Annotated in this window: 22 protein-coding genes; 16 read left to right on the top strand and 6 right to left on the bottom strand. The window is 59.4% G+C overall.

Features of this window, described 5'->3' with window-relative positions; translation table 11 throughout:
* Nucleotides 1-162: 162 nt before the first annotated feature.
* Both galU and VIL80_RS15615 read left to right on the top strand, forming a co-directional pair.
* Nucleotides 163-999 (top strand): UTP--glucose-1-phosphate uridylyltransferase GalU, encoded by an 837-nt coding sequence (gene galU / locus VIL80_RS15620; RefSeq protein ID WP_332037014.1) that lies wholly within the window; start codon nt 163-165, stop codon nt 997-999.
* A 1-nt stretch (nt 1,000) separates the two neighbouring features.
* Entirely contained in the window at nt 1,001-2,350 is a 1,350-nt protein-coding gene (locus VIL80_RS15615; RefSeq protein WP_332037013.1) for a phosphohexomutase domain-containing protein, read from the top strand.
* 119 nt (nt 2,351-2,469) lie between these two features.
* Here the strand turns inward: VIL80_RS15615 and ispB are convergent, their stop codons facing one another.
* The gene (gene ispB / locus VIL80_RS15610; RefSeq protein ID WP_332037012.1) at nt 2,470-3,432 is read right to left on the bottom strand and encodes an octaprenyl diphosphate synthase; all 963 of its coding nucleotides are present in this window, start codon (nt 3,430-3,432) and stop codon (nt 2,470-2,472) included.
* 313 nt (nt 3,433-3,745) lie between these two features.
* Here ispB and rplU point away from each other — a divergent pair, with 313 nt between their 5' ends.
* From rplU to proB, 4 genes are all read left to right on the top strand, one after another.
* Nucleotides 3,746-4,057, top strand: coding sequence for a 50S ribosomal protein L21 (gene rplU / locus VIL80_RS15605; RefSeq protein ID WP_332037011.1), 312 nt, complete (start codon nt 3,746-3,748; stop codon nt 4,055-4,057).
* A gap of 17 nt (nt 4,058-4,074) precedes the next feature.
* Nucleotides 4,075-4,332 (top strand): 50S ribosomal protein L27, encoded by a 258-nt coding sequence (gene rpmA, locus VIL80_RS15600; protein WP_318955153.1) that lies wholly within the window; start codon nt 4,075-4,077, stop codon nt 4,330-4,332.
* A 119-nt stretch (nt 4,333-4,451) separates the two neighbouring features.
* Nucleotides 4,452-5,657, top strand: a complete 1,206-nt coding sequence (gene cgtA, locus VIL80_RS15595) for an Obg family GTPase CgtA (RefSeq protein WP_332037010.1) — start codon at nt 4,452-4,454, stop codon at nt 5,655-5,657.
* A 73-nt stretch (nt 5,658-5,730) separates the two neighbouring features.
* Nucleotides 5,731-6,864 (top strand): glutamate 5-kinase, encoded by a 1,134-nt coding sequence (gene proB / locus VIL80_RS15590; RefSeq protein ID WP_332037009.1) that lies wholly within the window; start codon nt 5,731-5,733, stop codon nt 6,862-6,864.
* 68 nt (nt 6,865-6,932) lie between these two features.
* On the opposite strand, the gene rpsT is transcribed toward proB, so the two are convergent.
* From rpsT to VIL80_RS15565, 5 genes are all read right to left on the bottom strand, one after another.
* Nucleotides 6,933-7,199 carry a 30S ribosomal protein S20 gene (rpsT, locus tag VIL80_RS15585; protein ID WP_332037008.1) on the bottom strand — a complete coding sequence of 89 codons (267 nt, stop codon included), beginning with the start codon at nt 7,197-7,199 and terminating at the stop codon, nt 6,933-6,935.
* Nucleotides 7,200-7,358: 159 nt separating this feature from the next.
* Complete coding sequence (locus VIL80_RS15580; RefSeq protein ID WP_332037007.1) at nt 7,359-9,437, bottom strand: ATP-binding protein; 2,079 nt, start codon at nt 9,435-9,437, stop codon at nt 7,359-7,361.
* 21 nt (nt 9,438-9,458) lie between these two features.
* A complete protein-coding gene (pdsR, locus tag VIL80_RS15575; protein ID WP_332037006.1) occupies nt 9,459-10,151 on the bottom strand; it encodes a proteobacterial dedicated sortase system response regulator in 693 nt (230 codons plus the stop codon).
* A 233-nt stretch (nt 10,152-10,384) separates the two neighbouring features.
* Complete coding sequence (locus tag VIL80_RS15570; RefSeq protein ID WP_332037005.1) at nt 10,385-11,095, bottom strand: OmpA family protein; 711 nt, start codon at nt 11,093-11,095, stop codon at nt 10,385-10,387.
* Between the two features lie 204 nt (nt 11,096-11,299).
* Nucleotides 11,300-11,440 carry a hypothetical protein gene (locus tag VIL80_RS15565; RefSeq protein WP_332037004.1) on the bottom strand — a complete coding sequence of 47 codons (141 nt, stop codon included), beginning with the start codon at nt 11,438-11,440 and terminating at the stop codon, nt 11,300-11,302.
* A 314-nt stretch (nt 11,441-11,754) separates the two neighbouring features.
* On the opposite strand from VIL80_RS15565, the gene murJ reads away from it, so the two are divergent.
* From murJ to VIL80_RS15515, 10 genes are all read left to right on the top strand, one after another.
* The gene (gene murJ / locus VIL80_RS15560) at nt 11,755-13,305 is read left to right on the top strand and encodes a murein biosynthesis integral membrane protein MurJ (protein ID WP_332037036.1); all 1,551 of its coding nucleotides are present in this window, start codon (nt 11,755-11,757) and stop codon (nt 13,303-13,305) included.
* Between the two features lie 97 nt (nt 13,306-13,402).
* Nucleotides 13,403-14,380, top strand: a complete 978-nt coding sequence (ribF, locus tag VIL80_RS15555) for a bifunctional riboflavin kinase/FAD synthetase (protein WP_332037003.1) — start codon at nt 13,403-13,405, stop codon at nt 14,378-14,380.
* 435 nt (nt 14,381-14,815) lie between these two features.
* Nucleotides 14,816-17,620 carry an isoleucine--tRNA ligase gene (ileS, locus tag VIL80_RS15550; RefSeq protein ID WP_332037002.1) on the top strand — a complete coding sequence of 935 codons (2,805 nt, stop codon included), beginning with the start codon at nt 14,816-14,818 and terminating at the stop codon, nt 17,618-17,620.
* Entirely contained in the window at nt 17,613-18,131 is a 519-nt protein-coding gene (gene lspA / locus VIL80_RS15545) for a signal peptidase II (RefSeq protein WP_332037001.1), read from the top strand. The genes ileS and lspA overlap by 8 nt, the downstream gene beginning before the upstream one ends.
* A gap of 47 nt (nt 18,132-18,178) precedes the next feature.
* On the top strand, nt 18,179-18,619 hold the full coding sequence (locus VIL80_RS15540) for an FKBP-type peptidyl-prolyl cis-trans isomerase (protein WP_332037000.1): 441 nt from the start codon (nt 18,179-18,181) through the stop codon (nt 18,617-18,619).
* Between the two features lie 18 nt (nt 18,620-18,637).
* Complete coding sequence (ispH, locus tag VIL80_RS15535; protein ID WP_332036999.1) at nt 18,638-19,570, top strand: 4-hydroxy-3-methylbut-2-enyl diphosphate reductase; 933 nt, start codon at nt 18,638-18,640, stop codon at nt 19,568-19,570.
* A 175-nt stretch (nt 19,571-19,745) separates the two neighbouring features.
* The gene (locus VIL80_RS15530) at nt 19,746-20,264 is read left to right on the top strand and encodes a GspH/FimT family pseudopilin (protein ID WP_332036998.1); all 519 of its coding nucleotides are present in this window, start codon (nt 19,746-19,748) and stop codon (nt 20,262-20,264) included.
* 9 nt (nt 20,265-20,273) lie between these two features.
* On the top strand, nt 20,274-20,741 hold the full coding sequence (gene pilV / locus VIL80_RS15525) for a type IV pilus modification protein PilV (protein WP_332036997.1): 468 nt from the start codon (nt 20,274-20,276) through the stop codon (nt 20,739-20,741).
* Complete coding sequence (locus tag VIL80_RS15520) at nt 20,738-21,781, top strand: PilW family protein (protein ID WP_332036996.1); 1,044 nt, start codon at nt 20,738-20,740, stop codon at nt 21,779-21,781. The genes pilV and VIL80_RS15520 overlap by 4 nt, the downstream gene beginning before the upstream one ends.
* Nucleotides 21,781-22,179, top strand: a 399-nt coding sequence (locus VIL80_RS15515) for a pilus assembly PilX family protein (RefSeq protein ID WP_332036995.1), incomplete at its 3' end; no start/stop codon positions are given. The genes VIL80_RS15520 and VIL80_RS15515, both read left to right, overlap by 1 nt.

Here is a 22,179-nt window from a genome sequence, read left to right as displayed (position 1 = left end):
CCTTGACCCTCGGCTTGTGGCGCGAAACTCCGTACATCTTGCCAGATTGCCCACTCCTTAAATGTGGACCGATTATTGCCTGAATATTGCAATAGAATTGTGATAACTTGCGGCCGAGCCGCACGAGGAGCGTTGCTGAAGAATTCGAATGAGGGAGGTGTAATGCTCAAAAAATGTCTTTTCCCGGTGGCCGGCTATGGCACCCGCTTCCTGCCGGCGACCAAAGCCATGCCCAAGGAGATGCTGCCGCTGGTCAACAAGCCCCTGGTGCAGTACGGGGTGGAAGAGGCCATTGAGGCCGGCCTGACCGAGATAGGCTTTGTCACCGGGCGCGGTAAGCGCGCCATCGAGGACCACTTCGATACCAACTTTGAGCTCGAGCACCAGATTGCCGGTACCGGCAAAGAGCGCTACCTCGACAGCGTGCGCAAGGTCATCGACAGCGCCAGTTTTTCCTACACCCGCCAGGGTGAAATGCGCGGGCTGGGTGACGCCATCCTACAGGGACAGCGCCTGATCGGCGATGAGCCTTTCGGCGTGGTTCTGGCAGACGACTTGTGCCTAAATGACGAGATCGGGGTTCTCGGGCAGATGGTGCAACTCTTCAATCAATTCCGCTGCAGTATTGTCGCGGTAGAGGAAGTGCCGCAGGACCAGATTCACAAGTTCGGGGTTATTGCCGGCAATGAAATCAAACCGGGCCTGTTCCAGGTTACCGATATGGTCGAAAAGCCGGCGGCAGAGGATGCGCCGAGTAATATGGCCATTATCGGTCGTTATATTCTCACGCCAGATATTTTTGAATTGATTCGCGAAACGCCGCCGGGGAAAAACGGTGAGGTGCAGATCACCGATGCGCTGCTGACTCAGGCGCAAAGAGGATGTGTTCTTGCGTATAAATTCAAAGGTCGCCGTTTCGACTGCGGTTCAGTCGACGGCTTTATCGAAGCAACCAATCACGTATACAAAACAATTTATTTACCGGGGGAAAAAGGTTGATATGACGGAATTAACCTGTTTTAAAGCGTACGATCTGCGCGGCCGCGTGCCGGATGAGCTGAATACCGATGTGGCCTACCGTGTGGGTCGCGCCTTCGCCCAGTTCCTGAGCGCGCGCCGCGTGGTGGTGGGGCACGACATTCGCCTCACCAGTGGTGAGCTGACCGACGCCCTGGCCAACGGCCTGCGCGACGCCGGTGCCGATGTTTACCACATTGGCGAGTGCGGCACTGAAGAGATCTATTTTTCCACTTTCCACGGTGACTTCGATGGCGGCATCTGTGTGACCGCAAGCCACAACCCCATGGACTACAACGGCATGAAGTTCGTGCGCTCGGGCTCCCGCCCGATCAGCGGCGATACCGGCCTGCTGGACATCAAGAAGCTCGCAGAAGACAACAATTTCGCCGCGGTGGAAAAGCGCGGTGAACTGCACACCTTTGCGCACCGCGACGACTTCGTAAAACACCTACTGGGCTATGTGGATGTGTCCGCGTTGAAACCCCTGAAGCTGGTGGTCAATGCCGGTAACGGTGGCGCCGGCGCGGTGGTGGATGCCCTGGCTCCGCACCTGCCTTTCGAGTTCGTACGTGTAAATCACGAGCCCGATGGCAATTTCCCCAACGGCATCCCCAACCCGATCCTGCCGGAAAACCGCGAATCCACTGCGGTGGCGGTGCGTGAAAGCGGTGCGGATTTCGGCATTGCCTGGGACGGTGACTTCGACCGCTGTTTCTTCTTTGATGAAAGCGGCGAATTTATCGAGGGCTACTATGTGGTAGGCCTGCTGGCGGAGGCCTTCCTGGCCAAGCACCCGGGAGCCAAGGTGGTACACGATCCACGCCTGACCTGGAACACCGAAGATATCGTAAAGGCCGCGGGCGGCGAGCCGGTGCAGAGCAAAACCGGTCATGCGTTTATCAAGGAGCGCATGCGCAAGGAAGATGCCATTTACGGCGGTGAGATGAGCGCACACCACTACTTTCGTGATTTTGCCTACTGTGATAGCGGCATGATTCCGTGGCTGCTGGTGGCGGAGCTGGTGAGCCGCAGCGGCAAGTCCCTGTCTCAGCTGGTTGGCGCGCGCATGAAAGCCTTCCCGTGCAGTGGCGAGATCAATTCCAAGGTCGCAGATCCGAAAGCACTGCTGCAGGCGGCGGAAGAAAAATACGCGGCCGGCGCCAACAGTGTCGAGCACGTGGATGGCCTGAGCATCGCCTACGATGATTGGCGTTTCAATCTGCGCATGTCCAACACCGAACCGGTTGTGCGCCTGAACGTGGAGTCCCGCGGGGATGAGGCGCTGATGAAGGCTAAGACCGAAGAGTTGCTTGGCCTGATTCGCGGTTAATCGGTTTTTGGTGGGGCTTCGCCGGGCGCTCCAGTGGCGCCCCAGGTTCCGCGCCGCGACAGCATTGACTACAGAGCTCTAAAACAAAAAAGCCCCGGAGATACTCCGGGGCTTTTTTGTTAGGTTGTCCGCTGAATTGAAAATTCCGCCAGCTGCCGCAGTGCAGTCTTATGTTCCCCGTCGGGCAAAAACTCCAGCTTTTCCAGTGCCAGCTCCACTTCCTTTTTGGCGCGGTCAAAGGTGTAATCCAGTGCACCACAAGCCTCGATAGCCGCAACAATCTCAGCGAGCTTGTCCGCAGATTTCTGTTCGATCGCTTCCCGCACCAGAGCTGCCTGTTCGGCGGTGCCATTCGCCATCGCATAAATCAGTGGCAAGGTGGGCTTGCCCTCGGCCAGGTCATCGCCCACATTCTTGCCCAGTTCTTCCGAGTTGCCGCGGTAATCCAGCGCATCGTCCACCAGCTGGAATGCCGAGCCAAGGTGGCGGCCGTAGAGTTTCAGGGATTCGCGCTCGTCCGCGCTGCAGCCGGCCAGTACCGCTGCGGTTTCGCAGGCCGCCTCGAACAGCGCACCAGTCTTCTTGTGGATAACACTGAGGTAGTTGTCTTCTGTGACCGCAGGATCTCCGGCGTTCACCAGCTGCTGTACCTCACCCTCGGCAATGGTGTTGGTGGTGTCAGACAGGATCGCCATGATTTCCATGTCTTTCAGCGCCACCATCATCTGGAACGCGCGCGAGTACAGGAAGTCACCAACCAGCACCGCCGGCGCATTGCCCCACTGGGCATTGGCGGTGATGCGACCGCGACGCATGTCGGAGGTGTCCACCACATCGTCGTGCAGCAGCGTTGCGGTGTGGATAAACTCGATGATTGCCGCCAGACTGATATGATCTCGGTCCTGGTAGCCCGCCGCGCGGGCACAGAGCAGCACCAGTAGCGGACGCAGGCGTTTGCCGCCGGCCTCGACCAGATAGTGACCAATGTTCTCCACCAGGGGAACGTCTGAGTGCAGTTGGTCGATGATGGTCTGATTGACCGCCGCAAAATCGTCGGCGGCTACCCGGTGGAAAGGCAACATGCAGGGTTCCTTATACTGCGCTTTGGTTTTCTGTCGGCGGCAAGACTAGCGGTTTTGGCCCCGGGCGGAAAGGCGCAAGGCCAAGGTTGTCCGAAAAACGCGCTATTGTGCCAGGCGGCCGAATTGATTAGAATCTGCGCCCCGCTCAATCCGGGCTCGCCTGCCATGTTAGATCATGGGGTAGTCCAGGGGCCGGGAAGACGTTTTAACCAAACGGCGCAAGCTCCCAAAATGCTGGCCAAGTGGTCACCAATTGTTGGTGATTGGGCTTGGTTGCTGCTTCGTGTCGTCCATTTTGTTGGAGCATAGAAATATGTACGCTGTTTTTGAGAGCGGTGGCAAACAACACCGTGTAGTAGAAGGCGAAGTTCTGCGCCTGGAAAAAATTGAAGTAGCTACCGGCGAATCTGTCGATTTCGACAAGGTTCTGATGGTAGTTAACGGCGAAACCATCAACATCGGTGCGCCGGTTGTTGAAGGCGCCAAGGTGACTGCAGAAGTTCTGGGCCACGGCCGCGGTGACAAGGTGAAAATCATCAAGTTCCGTCGTCGTAAGCACTCCCTGAAGCGTCAGGGTCACCGTCAGTGGTATACCGAAGTTAAGATCACTGGCATCAAGGCATAAGAGAGGAGTAACGACTCATGGCACACAAGAAAGCTGGCGGTAGTACGCGCAACGGTCGCGATTCCGAAAGTAAACGCCTGGGCGTGAAGCGCTTTGGCGGCCAGGCTGTCTCTGCAGGCAGCATCATCGTGCGTCAGCGCGGTACCAAGTTCCACGCTGGTGTGAACGTTGGTATGGGCAAAGATCACACCCTGTTCGCTACCGCCGATGGCGTAGTGAAATTTGAGGTGAAAGGCGTTAACAACCGCAAGTTCGTTTCTATCGAAACTGCCTAAGCGGTCACAGCGTCCGATAAAAAGCCCCGCAATTGCGGGGCTTTTTTGTATCTTGCCCGTTTTTTTGGATTGCTCCCGGGCAAATTACACTGAAGACCGGGTAACCGGTAAGTAGAGTCATGAAATTTGTAGATGAGGCACCGATCAAGGTGCAGGCCGGCAACGGCGGTAAAGGGTGTTGTAGCTTCTGGCGCGAGAAATTCATTGCCAAGGGTGGCCCCGATGGCGGTGACGGCGGTGACGGCGGCTCCGTGTATCTGTTGGCTGACGATTCCCTGAATACGCTGGTGGATTATCGCTTCCAGCCGAATCACCAGGCCCAGAGTGGCGAGGCCGGGCGCGGTCGCAACTGCACCGGTGCCAAAGGCGAAGACCTGATACTGAAGGTGCCGGTGGGTACCACCGCCATCGATGTGGATACCGGGGAGACCCTCGGCGATCTGCTGGAGCCGGGGCAGAAACTGCTGGTGGCCCAGGGTGGTTTCCACGGCATCGGTAACACCCGCTTCAAATCCAGTACCAACCGCGCGCCGCGCCAGACTACCCCGGGCTACCCCGGTGAGTTTCGCAACCTGAAGCTGGAGCTCAAGGTGCTGGCGGACGTGGGTATGCTCGGTCTGCCGAATGCGGGCAAGTCCACCTTTATCCGTGCGGTGTCCGCGGCCAAGCCGAAGGTGGCCAACTACCCGTTTACCACGCTGGTGCCGAATCTGGGCGTGGTGAAGGTGCAGAAATACCGCAGCTTCGTGATTGCCGATATTCCGGGGCTCATCGAGGGTGCGTCCGAGGGGGCGGGTCTGGGTATCCGGTTCCTTAAACACTTGACCCGCTGCCGCGTGCTGCTGCACCTGGTGGACCTGGCGCCATTTGACGGTTCTGATCCGGTGCAGAATGCACTGGCTATCGAGCGCGAGCTGAAGTCCTTCAGTCCTACCCTGGCCGGGCGCGAGCGCTGGCTGGTGCTGAACAAGACTGATCTGGTGCCGGCGGCCGAGCTGGAAGAGCGCTGTCAGTCGATCGTCAGTGCGCTCGGTTGGCAGGGGCCGGTTTTCCGTGTCGCCGCCATTCGCGGTGAAGGTACCGATGTGTTGAGCGGCCAGCTGATGGAGTACCTCGAGGAGGTGAAGCATCGCGAAGAGATCGATGCCGACCTGTTCGAGGCGGAGCAGGAAGCCCAGCGGCAGATGCAGCGTGAGGCGCGCGATCGCATCGAGGAAGTGCGTCTTGCCCAGCGCGCCAAGCGCAAAGGTGAGGAAGAATACGCAGAGGATGATGAAGATTGGGACGACGATGAGTACGACGTGGATGTAGAATATCGTCGCTAAGTTTTTCGCCCTTTCAGAGGATTGTCCTGATACAGGTACGACCCGCAGGGGCGTGTCCTGATATGAGGAAGAAATGGATTCCATCTCGTCGCGTCAGCAACTCTCCACCAGCAAGCGCTGGGTGATCAAAATCGGCAGTGCTCTGCTCACTGATAATGGTCGCGGCGTCAATCGCGCCGCGATCCACAATTGGGCGGGGCAGATCAGTACCCTGCGCCGGCAGGGTATCGAAGTGCTGCTGGTGTCTTCCGGCGCTGTGGCTGCGGGCATGGACCGCCTGGGCTGGCGCAAGCGCCCGGAATCCATCCATCAGCTGCAGGCTGCCGCCGCCGTCGGCCAGAGCCATCTGGTACAGGTGTACGAACACGCCTTTGGTCAGTATGACTGCCGCACCGCGCAGATCCTGCTGGACCACGACGACCTCTCCAATCGCACCCGCTATCTCAATGCCCGCAGTACCCTGCGCACGCTGCTGTCGCTGGGGGCGGTGCCGATCATCAATGAGAACGACACGGTGGTGACCGACGAGATCCGCTTCGGTGACAACGACACCCTGGGGGCCCTGGTGGCCAATCTGGTCGAGGCTGACGTGCTGCTGATCCTCACCGATGCGGACGGTCTGTTTACCGAAGATCCGCGGGACAACCCGAATGCCGAGCTGGTGCGGGAGGCGGTGGCCACGGATCCGCGGCTGGTGGCGATGGCGGGAGGCTCCCGCAGCGGCCTTGGTCGCGGCGGCATGTCAACCAAGGTGCGTGCGGCGCAGTTGGCGGCGCGCTCCGGGGCGCGCACGGTCATTGTTGGCGGCAGCGCGGAGGCTGTGATCGAGCGTGTGGCGGCTGGGGAGGAGCTGGGCACGCTGTTGATGCCGGAGGCGGATCCGCTGACGGCGCGCAAGCGCTGGCTGGCGGGGCAGTTACAGGTGCGCGGCAAGCTTTACCTGGATGTTGGTGCCGAGCGCGCCCTGCGCAGCCAGGGGAAGAGCCTGCTGCCGGTGGGTGTAGTCGGAATCGATGGACGCTTTCATCGCGGTGATCTGGTGAGCTGTGTCAATGCTGGCGGCGAGGAGATTGCGCGCGGACTGGTGAATTATGACAGCGGCGAGGCGGCGCGGATCTGTGGTCAATCGTCAGAGCGTATTGTCGAGTTGCTGGGCTATCGTGACGACGACGAGCTGATCCATCGGGATAATCTGATCCTGCTCTGATGGGCAGGGATTTCAGGCAATAAAAAACCCCGCATTCGCGGGGTTTTTTGTGCTCAGTAAGAAATGGCTTAGGCGGCCAGTTTCTTGATCTGCGCGTTCAGGCGGCTCTTATGACGAGCAGCCTTATTCTTGTGAATAATGCCTTTGTCGGCCATGCGGTCGATGACCGGCACAGCAGCCGCGTAAGCGGATTTGGCTTTTTCAGCATCACCTGCATCGATGGCTGCAACTACCTTTTTGATGTAGGTGCGCACCATGGAGCGCAGACTGGCGTTGTGATTGCGGCGCTTGTCGTTCTGGCGCGCGCGTTTCTTCGCTTGAGGTGAGTTGGCCACCGGTTGCTCCTGTCTGGATCTTGATAACTCGAACAATCGGGCCGGGGGCCCGTTTGGGACGCGACATTATCCCCAGCGTTGTTTGTTTGTCAACCGCCTGCGCGGTGAGTTTGTGACTGGCTTGCCGGAGGTGGATTCCATGGTGGATTTGGCGGTGTATCAGCGGGGCAGGCGCAGGGTAAAGGTGACGCCGCTGCCATCTTCGCGGTTGGTGGCGCTGAGTTCACCACGGTGGAAGTCGGCGATCAGTCGCGCGATATGCAGGCCGAGCCCCAGGTGACCGGCCTTGCCACCGTCATCCCGCACGGAGACCAGAGAGTCGAACAGTTTCTGGCCGAAACCCGGGGGTAGCCGTGGCCCAGTATTGCTGACACTCAGCCGGTATTCCCCACGCTCCACCTGCAGCTCCATTAGAATCGCGCTGCCCTCGGGGGCAAAGCTCACGGCGTTGTCCACTAGCTTGTCCAGCAGTTGTGCCAGCAGTTCCGGGGCGCCGTGGTAGGCCTGCGGCGTCTCTGGACGCTGGAGTTCGAAGTGGTGGCCGGGGTGAGCGTCGGCGTAGCTGTGGGTCAGGACCTGCATCAGGTCTGCCAAGTCGAAGTCTTCTCGCTCTGCCTGGCTGATACTCGCCTCCAGGTGATTGGCGGCGGAGAGCGCGTTCAGAATCGACGACAGGCGTGCGCCACCGTCGGCAGCGCGCTCCGCATAACGGCGGCTGTCGCTGTCCAGATCACCGGCGGCGAGGTTGTCGAGTGACGAGCGCATCACCGCCAGCGGCGTGCGCAATTCATGTGACAGCTTGCTCGCCAGACTGCGCAGGTACTGGTGATAGTGATCCAGTTCCGCCAGCAGGCTGGCGAAGGCGCGGTTGAGGGCGCCGAGTTCATCGTGGATGAAGGGGTGCGGGAAATCTCCCCGCAGGCGGCCGCTGGCGTCAACCGCGTTGCTGGCGGCGCGGTGCAGCTGGCGGATGCGCCAGGACAGCCAGCTGGCATAGCCCAGCAGTAATAGCAGCACCAGGCCCGCGGCCGCGGCGGTGGTAAGCCACAGGCGACGGGCGGCGGACTCGGTAAGTGACTGCAGGGCGCTGGCGGACTGGGCGGCGATTACCCGCCCGAGCAGTGGCCGCTCGATAATGTCGTCGGCGCGGGTTACCACCGGCACGCTGGCCACGCCAATGCGCTCGCTGCCCGGTGAGCGTGAATGATTGTATGTTGGCTTATCCGGGGCACTGAACCACTGGCCGGTGGTTTCCCGATTCTGGGTCAAATTATCCGGGTACTGGTCCCGGGGCAGTGGTGGCAGCGCATCGGTGGCCAGTAGCTGTCGATAGAACCACTCCCGCAACCAGGACTGGGGCGCGACTGCCGGTTGTTCTGCCTCTTCTCCTTCCGCGAACCAGTCTTCGCCGGTGCGCGCAAGTACGAAGCCCTCCTGGTCCACCACCGTCAGTTGCAACTCCGGGCGGGCAAAGTGTTCGAGCTCCCGCTGCAGCTGCGGCAGTGGCTCGACCAGAGCGCCCGGGCGCCCGTCACTGGGGAGGGTGCTGGAGAGGCGTGCCGGGGTGCCGCCGTCGCTTTGGGTTCGGTCCAGTACACGGATCCCCAGTTCGCCGCCGCTCAGCGCGGCGGGCATGCTCAGTTCCAATTGGTAACCCTGCGGTGAGGCGGTCCAGCGACCGCGCATACGCAGCTCGCGTTCGTACTGGCCGCGCCGCGGGTTGTACCACATGGCCTGTACCGGTCCCTGGCTTGCCACCGGCAATGCGTACTGCTGACTGGCGGTGTAGATTTCCACGGTGTCGCCGCTGGAAATGCCACTGCTGCGGGGGTCGTGGTAGCTGGGGCTGCGGTCGCTGGCGGTTAGCAACAGGTAAACCTGGTTGCTGTGGCGGCCGAGGGTGATCTGGGCGAGGGTGTCCCCATCCCGGTCGAGCAGCTGCCGGGGTTGCAGGCGCAGCGCGCGCCATTCTTCGCCGTAGCCGTCCACTACCGGTGCCTGTGGCAGGGGATTCAGGTAAAGCTGGGCGCCTGGCGGCCGGCCGTTGCGGCGGGTATCCGGCGCAATCAGTTCTGGGGCGCTGGCGAGGCGCGCGGCGATGGCGTTGCCAGTGGCTTCCAGTGTCTGCATCTGTCCTTGCGCGAGCGCCTGATCGACCTGGCGTAAATACTGGCAGCCCGCCCAAGGCAGGGCCAGGGTGCAGAGGCTCAACAATACCAGTTGGCGGCGCAGGTTCATCGGAGCTGGTTCATCGTGTGCTTACACCTGCCAGCGGTAGCCCATGCCATAGGCGGTGCCAATGGCGTCGAAGCTGGGGTCGATGGTCTGAAATTTGCGCCGGATACGTTTCACATGGGAGGTGATAGTGTTGTCATCCAGCACCACCCGCGCCGCTTCCATCAACTGGGTGCGGGATTTGACATGTCCCGGGCGTTTGGCCAGGGCGTGGACTATCCAGAATTCTGTCACCGTGAGGTCCACCGGTTCGCCCTTCCAGTGGCAGTGCAGGCGCGATACGTCCAGCTTCAGGTCGCCCTGGGTGATTATTTCGCTGTCGTCGCTGTTGGATTGCATGATGCTCACCCGGCGCAGCAGGGCGCTGATACGGGCCTGCATATGCGGCAGGGAAATGTCCTTGGTGAGGTAGTCGTCGGCGCCGAGTCGCAAGCCGGAAATGATGTCCAGCTCCGAGTCCCGTGCGGTCAGGAACAGGATCGGCAGGGTGGGGGCCATGGCGCGCAGCTCGCGGCACAGGTCGAACCCGCCCTCAATCTCCGCTCCCAGCCCAACGTCGATGACTGCCAGATCCGGCAGTCGCTGCTGAAACGCGGCCAGTGCCTCGGGCCGGGTCTGGTAAAGCTGAACCTGGTAACCGGTGCGGCGCAGGGCATCGCGGTAGTTCTCGGCGATGGCGATTTCATCTTCGACGATGGCGATGGTGGGACTGTTCATGCAGGCTTCGGCACCGATTATCTGTCTTGTGTGTGGCGGAAAATCATGCCCGAACATTGGGGCTGCTGGCAAAAAAGATGCGTATACAAAAAAGCGCGCTGCTTTTCGCGGCGCGCAAGGTTACGGCTTACAGGGGTTGCACGGGAATCGAATGCCATTTACCGGCGGTGTCTAGCTTTCGCCGGTTAGGCCCAACCGCCGCTTTTGTGGAGCGGCAGTCGAGGAGTCGAGGTTTAGAAGGCGCCGGCCATGGATTCCGGCAGGCCGAAGTGGATGTCTACCCGGCGCTCGAGCGCGTAGCCGTCGAGATCGCCCTTGGTCGCCGTGGAGCGGCGGGCGCCGAGGGCGCGGCGCTCTATGCGTTCGGGGGCTACACCGTAAGCCTCCAGGGCACGCTGCACACTGAGGGCGCGCTGGTCGGACAGCACGTTGTTGTAGCCGTCGCTGCCGCGGGGATCGGAGTGGCCCTCCAGGAGTACTTGCAGATGTGGGTGGCGGTTGAGGAAGTCGGCCATGGCGGCTACCTGGCGCTCCTGCGCTTCCTGCAGCTGGTCGTCGCCGGTGGTGAACAGCATCTGGAACTCCAGGCTTTCCAGTGCCAGCTCTCGGGCGTCGTTAGCGGAGAGTCGTGCCGCGTCCAGTTGTTGTGCCAGGTTGCCGAGTTCCGCGCGACTATCAGTCAGTTGTGTTGCGAGCATGTCAGCCTCTTCCGCTTGCTTGATCTGTTCGCCCAGCCAGGCTCCACCGAGGGCGCCGGCAATGAATCCGACCGGGCCACCTACGGCGGCACCTGCAACTGCGGCGCCGGTAAATACAGTGGCCTGTTTGGCCGGGGTCAGGGCTGAGCCCTGGGCTTTGTTTTCGGTGTTTTTGGCGGCCTGGGGCGCGGCGAAGCTGTTCAGGGCCAGGCTGCTCAGGGTAACTGCCAACAACATCTTTTTCATGTTCGTATTCCTTGCGATTTAGGGTTTTTGATGACTGCTCTTCGGTTCCGGTCGGGTTGGTGTTTCCGTCTCGGTTGAGTGTCATTTAAACCCCGCAAGGAGGCACTGGCGTGGCGCCAGTGGGGCGAATTCCGTAGCAATTATGGCGAAATGTGGCAGTCTTCCCTGTGACTCAGTTCAGCCTCCGGACATGTCGCTCTGCAATCACTCCATCCGCCGCCGGTAGCGGTTGTCGCGGGCCTGGTCTATCCGCACCCGGACCCGTTGAGGGCGCGGGCCCAACGCTACGACCGCGTACAGCAGCACCGCCAGTATCAGTGCGATGATCAGCGCGTTAATGGTCATTCCGTTTCTCCTCTGTTGCCGCCAATCCCTGCGGCTCGCCAACGGCTTAAACTGAGTATAGTTCCGTATTGCGCCAACCGTAGGATATGGGGATAGCGTGTCGCGGGGGGTGCGGTTTGAGGTAGACTTGCCGCCCATTCTTTCCTTCTACATTCAATCTTCTGGCCGGTATACGGCGCCGATCATCAGGAAACAGGGACGTGGCAGCACCTTCGCCCGAACAGGAACAGTCCAAGCCGGTCCCTCAGGGGCCGGGCACCAAGTCGCAGGGCCCCCAGTCGCAAGGAAAGAAAGATAGTCCGCAGCGGGGGCTGCTGCGCGGAACATCTGTGGTGGGCGGCGCCACTCTGTTGTCGCGGATCATGGGGCTGGCGCGGGATGTGGTATTTGCGCGACTCACCGGTGCTGGCGATGCTGCTGACGCCTTCTTTGTGGCCTTCAAAATTCCGAATTTCTTCCGCCGCCTGTTCGCCGAAGGAGCTTTCTCCCAGGCGTTCGTCCCGGTACTGGCGGAATACCGCCAGAATGGCGGGCTGGCAGCGGTAAAGGAGCTGAATGACCGGGTGGCCGGAGCGCTTGGCGGAACGCTGCTGCTGGTTACCCTGTTCGGTGTGCTGTGCGCGCCACTGGTGACGGGCATCTTTGCCTTCGGCTGGTGGTGGGGCGGCAATGAGTCGCAGAAGTTCGCCATGGCGACGGATATGCTGCGCATCACCGTCCCCTACCTGATGCTGATCTCTCTCACCGGGTTTGCCGGTGCCATCCTCAATAGCTTCGATCGCTTTGCTATCCCCGCGTTGACACCGATCTTTCTCAATCTGGTACTGATCGGTGCGGCCACGGTGGCCGCGAGTTGGTTTGAGCCCGCGGTGATGTCCCTGGCCTGGGGGGTGCTTGTGGCGGGGATGGTGCAGTTGCTGTTCCAGATCCCATTTCTGATGCGGGAGGGGTTGCTGCCGCGACCCAGATGGGATTGGCAGCACCCGGGAGTGCGCAAGATCCTGCGGTTGATGGCGCCGGCCATCTTTGGTGTCTCGGTTACCCAGATCAGTCTGGTGCTGGACACGGTGCTGGCGTCCTTCCTTCCTACCGGGTCGGTGACCTGGCTGTATTTCTCCGACCGCCTCACCGAGTTGCCTTTGGGGGTGTTTGGTGTGGCCGTGGCCACGGTGATCCTGCCGAACCTGTCGCGGCAGCATGCTGGCGGCGACCCTAAGCGCTTCCGTCACACCATCGACTGGGCCCTGCGCAGCGTCACCCTGATTGCGTTGCCGGCAGCGGTGGCGTTGTTTGTATTGGCGGAGCCGTTGCTCACGAGTTTGTTCCAATATGGAAATATGACCGCCCGCGATATGCAGATGGCGGCCTGGTCACTGCGCGCCTATACCTTCGGTCTGCTGGCGTTCATGCTGATCAAGGTGCTGGCGCCGGGCTACTTTGCCCGCCAGGACACCACCACGCCAGTGCGCTTCGGGTTGATCGCCATTGCCTCGAAGATGGTGTTGAGCCTGCTGTTCGTGGTGCCGCTGCATGTGTATTTCCAGCTCGGCCATATGGGGCTGGCGATGGCCACCGCCGGGCAGGCCGCGATCAATGCCTGGCTGCTTTACCGCGGGTTGCGCCAGGGCGGGGTCTACGCACCGGAGGCGGGGTGGCGCTCTTTCCTGACACGGCTGTTGCTGGCCAACCTGGCGATGGCGGCGGTGTTGCTGGCGCTGCTGCACTACTGGCCGAGCTGGCACGAATGGCCCTGGTGGCAACGGGCCTGGCGGATGGGCACACTGGTGGCTGCTGGCGGCGCCACCTACGGATTGGTGCTGCTGGCTAGTGGTCTGCGCCCACGTCATTTTCGCGCCACCTCATGAATGACCGAAATCCCCAGAAGGCGGCCAAATCCGTTATACTGCGCCGCTTGATTTTGCAAGGGCAATCAAGGGTGACTAGAAGGATGAGTGAAGCACTGTGACCGAGCAACGGGAGCTGATTCGCGGGTTGCATAACCTGCGGCCGCGCCATCACGGATGCGTGGCGACCATCGGTTCATTCGATGGCGTGCATCTGGGGCATCAGGCGATCATCACCCAGTTGCGGGCGCGAGCGGCCGAACGCAAGCTGCCCTCGGTGGCGATCATCTTTGAACCCCAGCCTCACGAGTACTTCTCCGGCGAAAAGGCGCCGGCGCGACTGATGCGCTTCAAGGAGAAGGTACTGGCGTTGTTCGCTGCGGGTGTCGACCGGGTGTTGTGTCTGCAGTTCAACGAGCGCTTGCGCAACCTGGGTGCAGATGCGTTTATCCGGCAGGTGCTGGTAGATGGCCTCGGGGTACGGCATCTTGTGGTGGGAGATGACTTCCGCTTTGGCTGCGATCGCAGTGGTGACTATGCGCTGCTGCAAAAAGCCGGTGCCGATGCAGGCTTTACTGTGGAGGATACGGCCACCCTGCAAATTGCCGGTGAGCGGGTAAGTAGTACCCGTATCCGCGAGGCCCTGCAGAACGCGGACTTTGCCTTGGCAGAACAGTTACTGGGTAAGCCTTACAGAATTACCGGCCTGGTGGCCCGCGGCCGTGCCCTCGGCCGGCAGTTGGGCGCGCCCACGGCGAATGTGCGTTTGCACCGCTACCGTTCACCACTGGTGGGTGTGTACACGGTGACCGCGAAGCGCACCAACGGCAGCCCCATGAGCGGCAGTTGTATGGAAGTGGCTGGCGTGGCCAATGTAGGCTTCCGCCCCACGGTGGAAGGCGAGGGTGCCAAACCATTGCTGGAAGTGCACCTGTTCGATTTCAGTGGCGACCTGTATGGCCGTGAAATCGCCGTCACTTTCCACCACAAGCTGCGCGATGAAGAAAAGTTTGAGTCCCTGGAAATCCTCAAACAAAAAATCGCCGAAGACATCGAAAACGCGAAAGCGTGGTTTGCCAACCGCAAACCAAATTAAATGAAATTACTCCTTCGTATCTGACAAAGTGCTTTTCTCAGATGCGAAGGCAGAGTACCGGGTACGGGTTTTCAGGAACGTCGGCAACAGGGATGTTGCCGACGTAGCGCCCAGGGATGGGTTCACAGCGGTCCTGAAAACCCGTACCCGGTGCTCTGCCGCCACCAGTCCAGCTTCTTGGGGCGCCGAAATTCGATATCGGAGTCCTGTTCTCAGTCCGGTGGCGCGGAAGCAATGGGTATCAGGTTTCAAAATCGCTGCGAGTACATCCATGTACGCTCCGTCGGTGACGTCCCTGTCACCAACGGTTTTGAAACCTGATCCCCATCACTTCCGCTTCAAATTTAAGTTTTGAGCTCCGTAAGCCACTGGCTGCCGAGTTCTGCTGCACGAACGATGAATTGTTTTTCGAGCTACAACCGAAGTAGATAACCAATGACCGACTACAAAGCGACCCTGAACCTGCCCGAAACCGACTTCCCCATGCGCGGTAACCTGCCGAGCCGGGAACCGGAAATTCTGAAGAAATGGCAAGAAGGCAAGCTCTACGAAAAAATTCGCGAGGCCCGCGCCGGTCGCGAACAGTTTATCCTGCACGATGGCCCTCCCTACGCCAACGGCGATATTCATATTGGTCACTCGGTCAACAAGATTCTCAAAGACATCATCGTCAAGTCCAAAACCCTGAGTGGCTTGGATGCCCCCTACGTGCCCGGCTGGGACTGTCACGGCCTGCCTATCGAACACAAGGTGGAGCAGAAGGTCGGCAAGGCTGGTACCAAGGTGGACCACAAAACCTTCCGTCAGAAGTGCCGCGAATACGCCGCCAAGCAGGTGGAAGGCCAGAAGAAAGACTTTATCCGTCTCGGCGTGTTCGGCGATTGGGAAAATCCCTATCGCACCATGGACTTTGAGTTTGAAGCCGACATCATCCGCGCCCTCGCCGGCGTTGTGAAAAACGGCCACCTGTCCCGTGGCTTCAAGCCCGTGTACTGGAGTGTGGTGGGCGGTTCCGCACTGGCGGAAGCGGAGGTGGAGTACCAGGACAAGACCTCCTACTCCATCTATGTGAACTACCCGGCCACCGAAGAAACCGCGCTCGCCATCGCCGATGCCGCTGGCGGTCACGCTGGTGAAGGCCCGCTGTCTGTGGTGATCTGGACCACCACACCCTGGACCCTGCCGTCTTCCCAGGCAGTTTCTGTAAATGGTGAACTGGAATACGTGGTGGTGCAGGTAGGCGACAAGCGCCTGCTGCTGGCGGAAGCCTTGAAAGATGTGGTGCTGGCGCAGACCGGCCTCGAGGGCAACGTGGTCGGCCATATCCGCGGTGCCGCATTGGAGCACCTGAAAGTCCGCCACCCGTTCTACGACAAGGAGCTGCCGATCATCCTCGGCGACCACGTCACCACCGATGCCGGTACTGGCTGCGTGCACACTGCGCCGGACCACGGTCCGGACGACTTCAATGTGGGCAAGCGTTACGGTATCGACACGCTGAATTATGTCGACGACAACGGCGTCTACCGTGACAGTACACCGCTGGTCGCCGGCGAACACGTGTACAAAGTCGATGAAAAGATTGTCGAGCTGCTGAAAGAAAATGATGCGCTGTTGCACCAGGGCAAGCTGGTCCACAGCTACCCGCACTGCTGGCGCACCAAGACCCCGCTGATCTACCGCGCCACCCCGCAGTGGTTTATCAGCATGCAGCAGAACGACCTGCTGGATCACGCACAGAAAGCGGCGGACGAAGTGCAGTGGATTCCCGGCTGGGGCAAGGCGCGCATCGATTCCATGCTGAATGCTAGCCCGGACTGGTGTATCTCCCGTCAGCGCACCTGGGGTGTGCCCATCGCTCTGTTCGTGCACAAAGAGACCCACGAGATTCACCCGGACACCCCGGCGCTGATGGAAAAAGTCGCGCAGCAGGTGGAAAAGGCCGGCATGGATGTGTGGTTCGAGCTGGATGCCAAGGAGCTGCTGGGTGACGATGCGGACAACTACCAGAAGGTCACCGATACCCTGGACGTATGGTTCGATTCCGGTGTGACCCACCACGCGGTATTGAAGCGCCGCAAAGCCCTGCGCTTCCCGGCGGATCTGTATCTGGAAGGTTCCGACCAGCACCGCGGCTGGTTCCAGTCGTCCCTGAAAACCTCCATCGCCATCAACGACTGCGCGCCCTATAAACAGGTGCTCACCCACGGCTTCACCGTGGACGCCCAGGGGCGCAAGATGTCCAAGTCCATCGGCAACACCGTGGCGCCCCAGGATGTAATCAACAAACTGGGCGCGGATGTGCTGCGCCTGTGGGTTTCTGCCACCGACTTCAGTGGCGAGATGGCGGTTTCCGACGAAATCCTGAAGCGCACCGCGGATTCCTACCGCCGCCTGCGTAATACCGCGCGCTTCTTCCTGTCCAACCTGGCGGGCTTCGATCCGGCCACCGACCTGCTGCCCGCAGAAGAGCTGCTGGCACTGGACCGCTGGGCAATCGAGCAGGCCGCGAAGCTGCAGGATGAAATCATCGCAGCGTATGATCGCTATCAGTTCCACCAGATCTACCAGAAGCTGCACAACTTCTGTGTGGTGGAGATGGGCGGTTTCTACCTCGATATCATCAAGGATCGCCAGTACACCACTCAGGCCGACAGCGTCGCTCGCCGTTCCGCGCAGACCGCGCTGTACCACATCGTGCAGGCCTTCGTGCGCTGGGTGGCGCCGATCCTGAGCTTTACCGCGGAAGAGCTGTGGCAATTTATTCCCGGCAACAGCGAAGACAGCGTGATGCTGGCCGAGTGGCACGAGTTCCCGGAGCTGTCACAGGATGCTGCGATGGACGCGGAATTCTGGGATGCCATCGCCGATGTGAAAACCGCGGTGAACAAGGTGCTGGAAGAACAGCGCGCGGCGGGTAATATCGGCGGCTCCCTGCAGGCTTCCGTCACCCTGTTCGCCGATGAGGCGCTGCAGCAGAAGCTGGATGCGCTCAAAGATGAACTGCGTTTTGTGCTGATCTGTTCCTCCACTTCCGTACAGGCACTCACCGACGCCGCCGGTGCCGAGAAAACCGAACTCGCCGGCCTGCGGGTGGCGGTGCATAAGGTAGACGCGCCCAAGTGCGGTCGCTGCTGGCACTACCGCGAAGACGTGGGCAGCAACAGCGAGCATCCGGAACTTTGCGGCCGCTGTGTGGAAAACGTGAGCGGCGACGGTGAGGTGCGCCACTATGCCTAAACTGCTGTCCTCGCCAACGCGCTGGTATCTGCTGGCACTGCTGGTGATTCTGGTGGATATCGCCACCAAGGTGTGGGCGGTAGAGCGCTTTATGTACGGCCCCGCGCTGCAGATCATTCCCGGACTGCTGCAGTTCACCTATGCGGAAAACTATGGTGCTGCATTCAGTTTTCTCGCCGATGCCGGGGGCTGGCAGCGCTGGTTTTTCGGTGCCATCGCACTGATTTTCAGCGTCGTGGTCGTCATGTGGATCAAGCGGCTGCCCGCTGCCAAACGCTGGGAGCCTGCCGCGCTCGCCCTGATTCTCGGTGGTGCACTGGGTAACCTGTGGGATCGTATGCTGCTGGGCTATGTACGGGATTTTATTTCCGTTTACTACGGCAGCTGGCATTTTCCCGTATTCAACGTGGCCGATATGGCCATCTCCGTCGGCGCCGCCATGCTGGTGATCGAGCTGCTGTTTTTTAAAGACAAAGGCGAAGAATCCGGCAAAAACGGTGCGGAAGTGTAAGGTTTCAGAGCGGTACGGTTTAATACAGTACCCATTAGAGCAGTAATATGAGCAACAACGTTATCGGCGAACACAGCCGCGTCACCCTGCACTTCAGTCTCAAGCTGGATGACGGTTCCGAAGTGGATTCCAATTTCGATGGTGAGCCCGCCACCTTTATTGTCGGCGACGGTAACCTGCTGCCGGGCTTTGAGCACGCACTGTTCGGGCTGAAAGCCGGCGACGAAGCGGAAATCGAGATTCCCCCGGAAGGGGCATTCGGCCAGCGTAATCCCGCCAATATACAGATGGTGCGCCGGGATACTTTTTCCCCCGACATGGAGCTGGAAGAGGGGCTGGTGGTCTCTTTCGACAATGGCAGCGGTGAACTTCCCGGCATCATTCGTGAGATCGGCGAAAACGAAGTGGAGGTGGACTTCAATCACCCACTTGCCGGGCAGACCGTGTTTTTCCACGTAAAAATTCTCGAAGTGGCCTCGATCAACTAGGTCAGGGAAAGAACAGCTATGCAGATTCGCCTCGCCAATCCCCGCGGTTTCTGTGCCGGCGTCGACCGTGCCATCGACATCGTCAACCGCGCCCTCGACGTGTTCGGTGCGCCCATCTATGTGCGTCACGAAGTGGTACACAACAAATTTGTCGTCGACAGCCTGCGTGAACGCGGTGCCGTATTTGTCGATGAACTGGATGAAGTGCCGGACGATGTGATCGTCATTTTCAGTGCCCACGGCGTATCCAAAGCGGTACAGCAGGAAGCAGAGGATCGCGGCCTCAAGGTCTTCGATGCCACCTGCCCGCTGGTGACCAAAGTGCATATGGAAGTGAGCAAGTTCAGCAGCGACGGCAGCGAGTGCATCCTGATCGGCCACGAGGGCCATCCGGAAGTGGAAGGCACCATGGGCCAGTACGATACCGGCAATGGTGGTGCCATCTATCTGGTGGAAGACGAGCAGGATGTGGCGAAGCTCGAAGTCAAAGATCCGGACAATCTCACCTTCGTCACCCAGACTACACTCTCGGTGGACGACACCTCCCGGGTGATCGACGCTCTGCGAGCCAAATTCCCCAATATTCGCGGCCCGCGCAAGGACGACATCTGCTACGCCACCCAGAATCGCCAGGATGCGGTGCGGCAGCTGGCGCTTGAGTGCGACCTGGTATTGGTGGTGGGCAGCCCCAATAGCTCGAATTCCAACCGCCTGCGGGAACTGGCGGAACGCTGTGGCACCGACGCCTATCTGATCGACGGTCCCGATTGTGTTGATGCCGCGTGGCTGAATGGTAAAAAGACTATTGGTATTACCGCTGGTGCCTCGGCACCGGAAGTGCTGGTGGAGCGGGTGATCCAGAAGTTGCGCGAACTGGGCGCGGAGGCACCGAACGAGGTGGCGGGCATCCCGGAAAATATCAGTTTCAGTCTGCCGAAAGAGCTGCGCTGACCTTATCGGATGGCACCGCTTATCGGCTGGTGGATACCATTTATCGGCTACCCCAAGGGTAGCCGACCACTTCAAATTCTTTTCCCTTCTTAGGTGGTATAAAGCGAGCCTCCGGAAACTTTCCTGGTTGCCGGCACCTTTGGCGCCGCCTGGAAAATAACAAAAAGGCTCACAAATGAAACGCTTTCACACCACCGCCGGCTTTACGTTGGTGGAGTTAATGATTGTGATTGCGGTGCTGGCGGTCATCGTCAGTATCGGTGCTCCCTCTTTTACCACCCTGATCAAAAACTACCGGTTATCTTCGGCAACCAATGATGTGGTCGGAGCACTGCATTTCGCGCGTGCGGAGGCGGTTCGTCGAGGTCGTAATGTCGAGGTGGCTTCAATTACCAATACTCTGACCGACGGCATTAGAGTCTGGTTCGACGCGGATAGCGATAACGTTTTCGATGACGGAGAGGAGCTCCGTATTGTCCGCATGACGGATGTTGCCAATCTCCAGTTAACCAACCAGGTGGATGGTGCCGATTCAGGTTTGGCGCTCATTTTCAGCCCTCGTGGCACGGTGTCTGGCACAGGAAGCAAGCTGGAGTTGACCCTGTGTGATGATCGCTCTGGCGCGCACGGTAAGCAGGTGAGCCTGCTCGCTTCCGGGGTGCTGCGTAGCAGCAAAAATATCGGCTGCAATTGAGGTTGAGAAATGAATAAGCAGACTGGCGCAACCTTGATCGAGGTGTTGATAACCATCGTTATTCTGGCGGTAGGCCTTTTGGGGTTGTCTGCCACTCAGGTTATGACGCTCAAGAACAGCAACAACGCGCATCAGCGATATCTCGCAGCCTTGGCTGCGCATGAGATGGTGGAACGCATGCGCGCAAATCCAGATGGTGTGGAAACCGGGGCTTACGACAATAAGGAAGTCACCGGTGCCGAGACTGCCGTGGCATGTACGTCCACCTGTGACAGGTCGCAAATTGCCAGTCTGGACCTCTATGACTGGGGCCGGGTGATCTCCAGTAACCTGCCCGCAGGCAAGGGCAAAGTGGTGCGGAATGGTACGCAGTTCACTCTGACCGTGAACTGGAAAGAACAGCATACCGGCGAAAAAGCGGGCAGCAACGCTGGCGGAGCCCAAGATTCTAGTTTTGAAATGGTGGTAGATCTATGAGCCTGAATAATTTTTCCCGCCAGAGAGGCCTGTCCCTGATCGAGCTGATGGTGGGGCTGTTGCTTAGTTCGATTTTATTACTGGGCGTGCTACAGATTTTTGACAGTAACCGTGACACCCTGCGCCTGCAAACGGCATTTGCCCGAATTCAGGAGAGTGGGCGTTTTGGCATGGATATGTTGACCAAGGAAATTCGTATCGCAGATTACTGGGGATGCGCGCCGGATTCCGACAGCATTCGCAATCACCTTGACAAAACTGATGCGGACTATACACCTGATGTTCTGGATGATTTGGGCAAAAAGGGGGTTCTGGGCATTAATGGGGCCAGTAGCCTTACCATCGGTTCTATCGCGGTAAAAGAAGGCAGTGATGTCCTGTACCTGCGCGGGTCGGACGATGCCTGTGGCGGGACCGGCCGCATGGTGCCCTCGCTCACGGCTGCGGCGCTGATGGCGAGTCAAGACTGCAACGTCGAGGAAGGTGATGTTGTCTTGCTGGCGAACTGCCAAAGCGGAGAGTTGATGACCATTACCCAGGTACAAGGTGGCGGCGGCGGTAATTCGGATAAAAAAACGCTTGTCCACAATACCGGTAATAACCCGGTGCCGGGGAGGATCGACAATGCCACCAAAACGCTGCAGCGCGAATACGGGGCGGACGCGCGCATTCTGGTTCCCTATTCTCGATCGTTTTTTGTTGGGCAGAATGTGACCGGGGGACTGTCACTTTTTATGCGACAGAATTTCGGTAATGCCCAGGAGTTGATACCCGGTATTGAAGACATGCAGCTGCTGGGGGGGCGAGATGCAGACAATGATGACGTCGTCGATGTCTGGGAGCCTATGAGTATGGTCGAAACCGATATGGAACAGGTGCTGGCAATAAAGGTAGAACTTCTTGTGTCCAGTGACGATCGAGTAAATGCCGATGATGCCAAGTTGACCAATATAGACGGGTTAGAAAAGGAATACGTGGATGGCAAATTGCGCAAGGTCTATCTGTCCAGCGCAAAAATTCGCAACCGGGGGAATATGTGATGCAAGCTCCCATTAAGTCGATAGGCAATCAGCGGGGCGCGGTACTGGTCGTCAGCCTTATCATACTTTTGGTGCTGACACTGATCGGGGTGTCTACCGCGCGCACCCTTCAGCTCGAAGAAAAAATGACCTTTGCCTCGCGGGACGCGAAGGTCGCGCTGGAAGTTGCCGAGGCATTGGTGAGACAGGGGGAGCGCTATATCGATGGTCTTTCCACCACCGGAAATTTTAATTCGCAGACCTGGCTCTATAAAGAAGGTGATGCACCGAACAGCCTGTACGATGCAAACACCTGGGATGAGACCAATTCCAAGGTGTTTGATGTACCAATGAAGGGGCCGGATGGGCAGAGCCTACAGGGAAAAATGTACATTGAAATGGCGGGGGTGGCTGACAAG

Source organism: Microbulbifer sp. (assembly GCF_036563125.1).
Taxonomy (GTDB): domain Bacteria; phylum Pseudomonadota; class Gammaproteobacteria; order Pseudomonadales; family Cellvibrionaceae; genus Microbulbifer.
Note: the sequence above shows the minus strand (reverse complement) of the source record. Positions and strands in the feature narration are given on the sequence as shown.

Bases quoted from the DNA above. Each gene is read 5' to 3' on its own strand.
- galU (WP_332037014.1), top strand. From the start codon at position 163: ATGCTCAAAAAATGTCTTTTCCCGGTGGCCGGCTATGGCACCCGCTTC.
- VIL80_RS15615 (WP_332037013.1), top strand. From the start codon at position 1,001: ATGACGGAATTAACCTGTTTTAAAGCGTACGATCTGCGCGGCCGCGTG.
- ispB (WP_332037012.1), bottom strand. From the start codon at position 3,432: ATGTTGCCTTTCCACCGGGTAGCCGCCGACGATTTTGCGGCGGTCAAT.
- rplU (WP_332037011.1), top strand. From the start codon at position 3,746: ATGTACGCTGTTTTTGAGAGCGGTGGCAAACAACACCGTGTAGTAGAA.
- rpmA (WP_318955153.1), top strand. From the start codon at position 4,075: ATGGCACACAAGAAAGCTGGCGGTAGTACGCGCAACGGTCGCGATTCC.
- cgtA (WP_332037010.1), top strand. From the start codon at position 4,452: ATGAAATTTGTAGATGAGGCACCGATCAAGGTGCAGGCCGGCAACGGC.
- proB (WP_332037009.1), top strand. From the start codon at position 5,731: ATGGATTCCATCTCGTCGCGTCAGCAACTCTCCACCAGCAAGCGCTGG.
- VIL80_RS15580 (WP_332037007.1), bottom strand. From the start codon at position 9,437: ATGAACCTGCGCCGCCAACTGGTATTGTTGAGCCTCTGCACCCTGGCC.
- pdsR (WP_332037006.1), bottom strand. From the start codon at position 10,151: ATGAACAGTCCCACCATCGCCATCGTCGAAGATGAAATCGCCATCGCC.
- VIL80_RS15570 (WP_332037005.1), bottom strand. From the start codon at position 11,095: ATGAAAAAGATGTTGTTGGCAGTTACCCTGAGCAGCCTGGCCCTGAAC.
- VIL80_RS15565 (WP_332037004.1), bottom strand. From the start codon at position 11,440: ATGACCATTAACGCGCTGATCATCGCACTGATACTGGCGGTGCTGCTG.
- ileS (WP_332037002.1), top strand. From the start codon at position 14,816: ATGACCGACTACAAAGCGACCCTGAACCTGCCCGAAACCGACTTCCCC.
- lspA (WP_332037001.1), top strand. From the start codon at position 17,613: ATGCCTAAACTGCTGTCCTCGCCAACGCGCTGGTATCTGCTGGCACTG.
- VIL80_RS15540 (WP_332037000.1), top strand. From the start codon at position 18,179: ATGAGCAACAACGTTATCGGCGAACACAGCCGCGTCACCCTGCACTTC.
- ispH (WP_332036999.1), top strand. From the start codon at position 18,638: ATGCAGATTCGCCTCGCCAATCCCCGCGGTTTCTGTGCCGGCGTCGAC.
- VIL80_RS15530 (WP_332036998.1), top strand. From the start codon at position 19,746: ATGAAACGCTTTCACACCACCGCCGGCTTTACGTTGGTGGAGTTAATG.
- pilV (WP_332036997.1), top strand. From the start codon at position 20,274: ATGAATAAGCAGACTGGCGCAACCTTGATCGAGGTGTTGATAACCATC.
- VIL80_RS15520 (WP_332036996.1), top strand. From the start codon at position 20,738: ATGAGCCTGAATAATTTTTCCCGCCAGAGAGGCCTGTCCCTGATCGAG.